The sequence below is a fragment of the Bacteroides sp. 214 genome (assembly GCF_010501015.1).
In the GTDB taxonomy this organism is placed as follows: domain Bacteria; phylum Bacteroidota; class Bacteroidia; order Bacteroidales; family Bacteroidaceae; genus Bacteroides.
Window position 1 is genome coordinate 78,766 of sequence record NZ_QVML01000008.1, and the last position, 7,075, is coordinate 85,840.

At 43.9% G+C, this 7,075-nt stretch carries 4 protein-coding genes; 3 read left to right on the plus strand and 1 reads right to left on the minus strand.

Annotation, left to right across the window (positions count from 1 at the left end):
* Window positions 1-105: 105 nt before the first annotated feature.
* The 3 genes from D0T50_RS08325 to D0T50_RS08335 are packed head-to-tail and all read left to right on the plus strand — an operon-like array spanning window position 106 to window position 4,279.
* A complete protein-coding gene (locus tag D0T50_RS08325; RefSeq protein WP_163223063.1) occupies window positions 106-723 on the plus strand; it encodes an outer membrane protein in 618 nt (205 codons plus the stop codon).
* A 6-nt stretch (window positions 724-729) separates the two neighbouring features.
* Window positions 730-3,297 carry a TonB-dependent receptor gene (locus D0T50_RS08330; RefSeq protein WP_163223064.1) on the plus strand — a complete coding sequence of 856 codons (2,568 nt, stop codon included), beginning with the start codon at window positions 730-732 and terminating at the stop codon, window positions 3,295-3,297.
* Between the two features lie 4 nt (window positions 3,298-3,301).
* Window positions 3,302-4,279, plus strand: coding sequence for a DUF4249 domain-containing protein (locus D0T50_RS08335; protein WP_163223065.1), 978 nt, complete (start codon window positions 3,302-3,304; stop codon window positions 4,277-4,279).
* Here the strand turns inward: D0T50_RS08335 and D0T50_RS08340 are convergent.
* A complete protein-coding gene (locus tag D0T50_RS08340) occupies window positions 4,276-6,603 on the minus strand; it encodes a family 20 glycosylhydrolase (protein ID WP_163223066.1) in 2,328 nt (775 codons plus the stop codon). The two genes, D0T50_RS08335 and D0T50_RS08340, sit on opposite strands and share 4 nt — an antisense overlap.
* Window positions 6,604-7,075 lie beyond the last annotated feature (472 nt).

A 7,075-nucleotide genomic window follows, 5' to 3' on the forward strand; every position in this document is an offset into this window, starting at 1 on the left:
TTTAGAATTGTTTTTTTAACTTTGCTAAAACATTGTAAACTAAATTTTAAGATTGCAAAGAAACCTCCTTCCTTGAATTATAGTATTCATTTAAAACATACAACTATGAGACGTTATTACTTTTTATCACTATTCTTTCTGCTTGCAGTATGCCTGCACGCACAAGAAAAAACAACAACACACGAATTCTTTGTAAGTTATGGCTTTGCACCGGTAACCTCCATTCCGGAACCGGATTTACCTATAAATAGCGATGTAAATAGCAAATATACCACGAGTAATGAAAAAATCTCGGGTACAATTAATATAGGCTACTTATTTCATCTTTCCGATCCTTTCGCGATAGGAGTTACTTATTCATACAGCACTATAAAACGCGATGTTGTTTTAGGGTCATCTCCGGTTCTGGCAGAAATAGAGAATAAGTGTCATACCATAATGCTTACGGGTAAGTATGAGTGGCTTCATTTGAAGAAATTCTCTTTCTATTCGCGTGTAGGTATCGGCTTTATGCTACTGAAGAAAGGGGATATGACACTTGCAGATCTTCCTTATCCGGATCGATATTTACCATCTGCCACCATGGAAAACGATCGGTGTGTAGCCTGGCAGGTAATGCCATTGGGCGTGGAGTGGAATTTTACGAAGAGTCTGGCTCTTTTTGCCGAAGGTGGTGTGGGGAGTGCCGGTTGTGGCATGGCAGGCGTGAAGGTTAAATTCTAAACGCCTATGAAAAAGAAAATCATAGCCGCAGGTTTACTCTTTTTGTGTTGCCTGCGGCTTTGTGCGCAAACAGTTACTGTAAGCGGATATGTGAAGGATGCAGCATCCGGTGCGGCATTGCAGGGGGTTAATATCTATGCTAAATCTTATAGATATGGACAAACTACGGATGCCACCGGATACTTTAACCTTCGGTTACCAGCCCATAAACAAGTAGAACTCACGTTCAGTTATGTGGGTTACACCAAGCAGGTGTATTCATTGGCTGCCGAGCGAGATACTTCGTTGGTAGTAGCCATGATTCAGGATAACCGCCTACCAGATGTGCATGTATATGCTCCCCGACGAGATTTTGGTGTAAACAATTCGCAGATGAGTGCCATAGAGCTACCGGTGGCGCAGGTCAACGCACTGCCCGCCTTATTTGGCGAGGTAGATGTAATGAAGGCATTGCAGCGTTTGCCCGGTGTGCAATCTGCCGCAGACGGCAATGCGGGTATCTTTGTGCGAGGCGGAAACTATGACCAGAATCTGATTACGCTGGATGGTTCTACGCTCTATAATTCCGAACACCTGAAAGGTTTTGTCTCTGCATTGAATGCAGATATGATAGAGAACATTATTCTTTATAAGGGTGCTTTCCCTGCACGTTATGGGGCGCGACTGTCGAGCGTGGTAGATATTGGTATGAAAGAGGGAGACTTTGAACACCATCACGGGTCGTTGAATATAGGTATGTTGTCGTCGCGGATTCATTTGGAGGGACCAATTCGCAAAGGTACTACTTCATTTAATCTGGGAGCGCGTTTGTCCTATTTTGATGCTATTGTACAGCCCTTGCTAGAGGAAGTGTATGACAAACCAAGCGCGTTGCAGCCTTATTCAAACATGAACTATTACGACGTAAATGCAAAGGTGGTACATAAGTTTTCGGAGCAGGACAAGCTATCTGCGGTGTTTTATTGGGGAAAGGATGTGAGTGATTCGTCGCCTACGGAAAGCCACCAACAGTACAGCATGGCATCAAAAACAGAATCGGGAAAAGAAGAGCTTACCAATTTTTACGACAATCAAAAGTCAAATTCCACCAATAACACATGGGGCAATATTGTTTCGAGTCTTTTTTGGACACATGTCACCAATAAACAGCTCCGGGTAAATACCAACCTGAGTTATAGCCGTTATAATTACCAACTAAAGATGACATCAAAAATTCACAATCAGCAACATGTGAAAGATAGGGATGAAAATCTCAGATTGGAATATGAGTATAAGGAAGATTCATATGCTCAATACCATTCAGGTATTGACGATGCGGCATTAACGGTAGATTTTCGTTATGCTCCAAATGCACAACATCAACTTCGCTGGGGAGCAAAGGCCTCGCTACAACAACTCACGCCTACGGTAGATGTATATAAACGGGCAAAAACCATACGCTGGGGGGTTGATGGTTATCATGAAAAGGAGCAACTGGTAGATACGATACTGGGTGAAAAGCAAAAACTGAGAACTGCTGCTCTCTATATAGAAGACGATTGGGAGCTAACTAAGCGGTGGAAGATGAATGTAGGATTGCGCTACACCTTATTTGCGGTAAAGGCTAAAACATACCACTCCATAGAGCCTCGCGTTTCCTTGCGCTATCTGCTCACGGACGATATGGCGCTGAAAGCCTCGTACTCGCATATGGCACAAGGTATTCATTTATTAAGCAGTAGCAATTTGGTAATGCCGTCCGATATCTGGGTCTCCATTACTAAAGACGTTCCGCTAATGAAAGCAGACCAATGGGCGTTGGGGTTTAACTATACGGTAAGCAAAGGCATCGACTTTTCGGTAGAAGGCTATTACAAAGAGATGGATAATGTGATAGACTATCGCGAGGGAGTCTCGTATATGACTTCTTCGGGAGACTGGCAAGAGATGATTGCACTGGGCAAAGGGCGTGCCTATGGTGTGGAGCTGTTCCTGCAGAAAAAAACCGGAAAAACAACAGGATGGATAGGCTACACGTGGTCTAAATCGCTCCGTACGTACAATCGTTTGGGGCAGGAAATTAGTGGTGGAAAGGAGTTTTATGCTGGGAATGATAGGCGCAACAACCTGAACTTGGTGTTGTCGCATCGTTTCAATAAACGCTGGGAGGTATCGGCGGCGTGGACATACCAAACAGGTAGACGCGGTATTTTATCTACTACAGCTATATATGGTGGAAAAGTAGATGAATATGACCCGTATGGGGTGCCAACTTCCGCTGATAGTTATAAACACGGTGATGGGTATGGCGATATACCCGATGGAGCGACCTACTTTCGCAAGTTCTCTCGCTTCTATACCTACTCGGAGCGCAATGGCTATAAGCTCCCGGATATACATCGGCTGGATGTAGGTGTGAACTATTCTGTGAAACACCAACGAGGCGAGAGTGTGATAGGATTGTCTATCTACAATCTATACAATCAGCAAAATGTATCGAATGTTTACATTGGGTATGATAAGAATAAAACTGTGCTGAAAGGAGTTTGTATGTTTCCCTTCATGCCTTCGTTGAATTATACCTTAAAATTTTAATACCATGGATATTAAGAAGCTAATAATAGGATGTATAGGAGCGCTTGTCTTGATAAGCTGTGAACGTATAATCGATTTTGAGGGAGATAAATCGTTGCAGGGTATTACGATAAACGGATTGGCTACTACGGACACTGTTTTTGTAGCAGCAATATCTCGTGCATATCTGTTTACCGATGTTCCACCTATTACTTATCTGGATTACTGGGAGTATGAAATCCATCCCGACACATTCTATCGCAATCAAACAGTACTACCCAATGCTAATGTAGAACTAACAGTGAACGGGGCAGATAAATACATGATGCGTTATGACCCTTTGCACTATAATTACCGTAGTGATTATATTCCCCGCACTGGCGACCGCCTTACCTTGCGTGTAGAGGCGGAAGAGTTGGAAACGGTTACGGCTGAAACGACTGTGCCAAGTATTCAACGCCTGGAGGTGTTGGATTATGAAACGTATTATGAGAAAAAAATATTGTCGAACCCATTGTGGGATTCGGGCTTAGATACTGTGGCTCGCATAACGCTTCGCCTTACAGACCCAGGTAACGAACGTAACTATTATCGACTGAAAGTGCGAAATATAGGTTATGATGAGAGCGTGAATGGGGAAATATTGATGTTTAGTGACATTTATACCTCGGCTGATGTTATTTTTATGGATAATAGGTTGACGAAAAGCTATGGTGGCTGGGCAGCTTACTTCTCTAATGTCTTCGACGACAATTTGTTTAACGGCAAGGAATATACCTTTTCGGTAGAAACCCGCCTAAGGTATGGCGAACGAAAACATTGCGTTATTGAATTGCAGTCCATCACAAGCGATTTCTATCATTACCTAAAATCGGTTATGCTCTATCGTATAACCGACCAAGATGCTTATACCGAATCTATACAGATACATAGTAATGTAAAGGATGGTTGGGGAATACTGGGTGCGATAGGGACGGAGAAACACATAGTCCCCTTCGACTAATCCACCCTTAGCTCATCCAAGAACATGTAAGGTGCTGTGCCCTCGCCCATGTGCCCTTTGGGTAGGGTGGGGCTGCGCTTTACAATCACCTTTACATAGCGTGTGGTAGTTGGCTCAAAGCCGACTTCGTACGTTTCGATACTGTGTTTGCTGTAATCGGTTTCTATAGGGTAATCCTTGGAGGCAACCGGGCGAAACTCTTTATTATCGTCCGAAATATAGACCTCCAAACCTGTTGACCCCATAATCCAGGCACTCATACTAACAATGGCTTCGGTGGCTACTCTACTTATTTCGGTAGGTTGCTCCAAATCGATTACTGCTTCCATATCTCCACCTATAAAGCCCAACCAGCGACCGGTGGCGTAATTGCTGTTGCCCTGCAATCCATCGACCAATGTAATTCCTCCGGCATATTTGTATTTATCCGAGGGTTGTAGCTTAAGGGTAATGCGTTTTGAAGTGGCTTTATTGAAATTGATGCTTTCCGAAACAATTTTTCCCGGCTTCCCCTTGCGTATGGCAACTGCTCTGAAAAGAGCCGTTTGAGTAATCAGTACAGGACCGGTGTAGGCTGTTGAGGCTTTAGAAGGGGGTGTGCCATCGAGTGTATAGTAAATAGAAGCGTCGTCTATGGTAGATAGTACCACTTCAACGGCTCTTTTCTCGGGAACAGGAGTAAAGCTGGCTTGGATGTCGAATATCTGTGTGGCGTAGTTGTAGTCATATTTGTCATAGATATCCAGCAACTGCGGAAGACGGGAGGCAAAGCGATTGAAGTCTTTCTGTTCGGGCATTGTCCATTGTACTTCGCTGAGTGCTGCCATACGCGGAAGAACCATGTATTCAACATGCTCGGTGGTTGCGATGTACTCCGTCCATAAGTTGGCTTGCACACCTATAATATATTTCTTTTCGGTCTCGGATAATACAGCGGGTACAGGCTCCATGCCGTATGTTTTTTCAATAGTGATGAGGTTGCCAATGGAGAGAGGTTCATTGTCGATGTCTGCCGATTGGTAGTAATCAAAATAGGCATAGTCGGTTGGTGCCATGATAACATTATGTCCCATTTGTGCGGCTTTGATGCCTCCGTTCATACCTCTCCACGACATAATAGTGGCATTAGGGGCTATGTTTCCTTCCAGAATTTCGTCCCAGCCAATGATTTGTTTGCCTTTGTTGTTTAGGAACTTTTCCATCCGTTGGGCGCAGTAAGTTTGCAGGTAATCTTCCGAGGTATGGTTCTTGTCTGCTTTTAGCCCTTCGGCTTTGATGCGTGCCTGGCATTTGGGGCAAACTTTCCAGCGGTTGCGTGGAGCTTCATCTCCACCAATATGGATGTATTTGGAGGGAAAGAGATCTGTTATCTCGTCGAGTATATTTTCGAGGAACACCATCGCTTCTTCATTGCCGATGCAAAGCACATCTTCGAAGATGCCCCATTGTGGAGAAACTTCGTAAGGACCTCCTGTGCAGCCAAACTCGGGGTAGGCAGCAAGCACGGCAAGTGTGTGTCCCGGCAAGTCTACTTCGGGAATGATGGTAATATATCTGTCTTGCGCGTAGGCAATGATTTCTGTTATCTCGTCTTGGGTGTAGAATCCGCCGTAAGGCTCTCCGTCATATTCTTTGGAATTTAGCCCGATAACGGTTTCTTTCCGTATAGACCCTATCTCGGTTAACTTAGGGAACTTTTTACTTTCAATGCGCCAGCCTTGGTCGTCCGTGAGATGCCAATGGAACGTATTGATGTTGTGAAGTGCTAATATATCAATGTACTTCTTTACAAAGTCGGCAGGAAAGAAGTGGCGTGCCACGTCGAGGTGCATACCACGATAGCCAAAACGGGGACTATCTTTTATGTGCACTTGTGGTAGTGCTATTTGTGCGTTTTCGGTAACGATAGGAATGGACTTACGCAATGTCTGCATACCATAAAACACACCGGCAGGTGTTCGCCCGGTAATAGTGACTGTTTCCGGGGTGATATTCAGTTCATACCCTTCTTCGTTCTCGATACTGTCATCTATCTTCAGAAAAATCACATTCTTGTGTGGATCTCCATTGCAAGCTGCCGTACTAAGCACTTGCCCAATGTTTTTGCAGAGGTATTCTGCTAAGAAGTCTGCATTCTTTTGGAGCAATGTGTCGTTCTTAGGGTAACATATTTGGGTGTTATTATTGACAATGAATGATTCACCCTTTAATAAGGTGATCTTTTGTGGAAGAGGTATGACCTCGTAATTTGCCTCAATCTTCTTTCCTTGACAAGATAAGAGTAATGCGGCAAGTGCCAATGGCAATAAAAAGGGTTTCTTCATACGGGCTGAATTGGGTTATGTGGACAAAAGTAGTTAAAATAATAATAATGCGTTTGTCGTATTAAATGTTTTCTTCCTCTCTTTTTCTTTTTATTTCTTTACCTCGAACTTCCGCCCTTGTTTCCCCCTTTTTTTTCGGGAACGTCACCCACAGAATACAACGAACAAATTTCTTTTAGAGCCAAATTAACCCCTAACCCCCAAATTCTCACTGCCTTCCCCCTCCATTCTCACTGACTTCCTCCTCCATTCTCACTGACTTCCTCCTCCATTCTCACTGACTTTCCCTTCCATTCTCACTGCTTTTTTCTCCCATTCTCACTGCCTTTCCTTTCCCTATTAACTGATAAAAACACGTTTTTTAAACCCATATGCGAGTTGTGTGTGTTATATAGGGTGGTGCCCCACCCACCACCTATACACACACATAGGGTTAAGTACTCTCCGGAAACGCATTTTTAACATTTCCCTG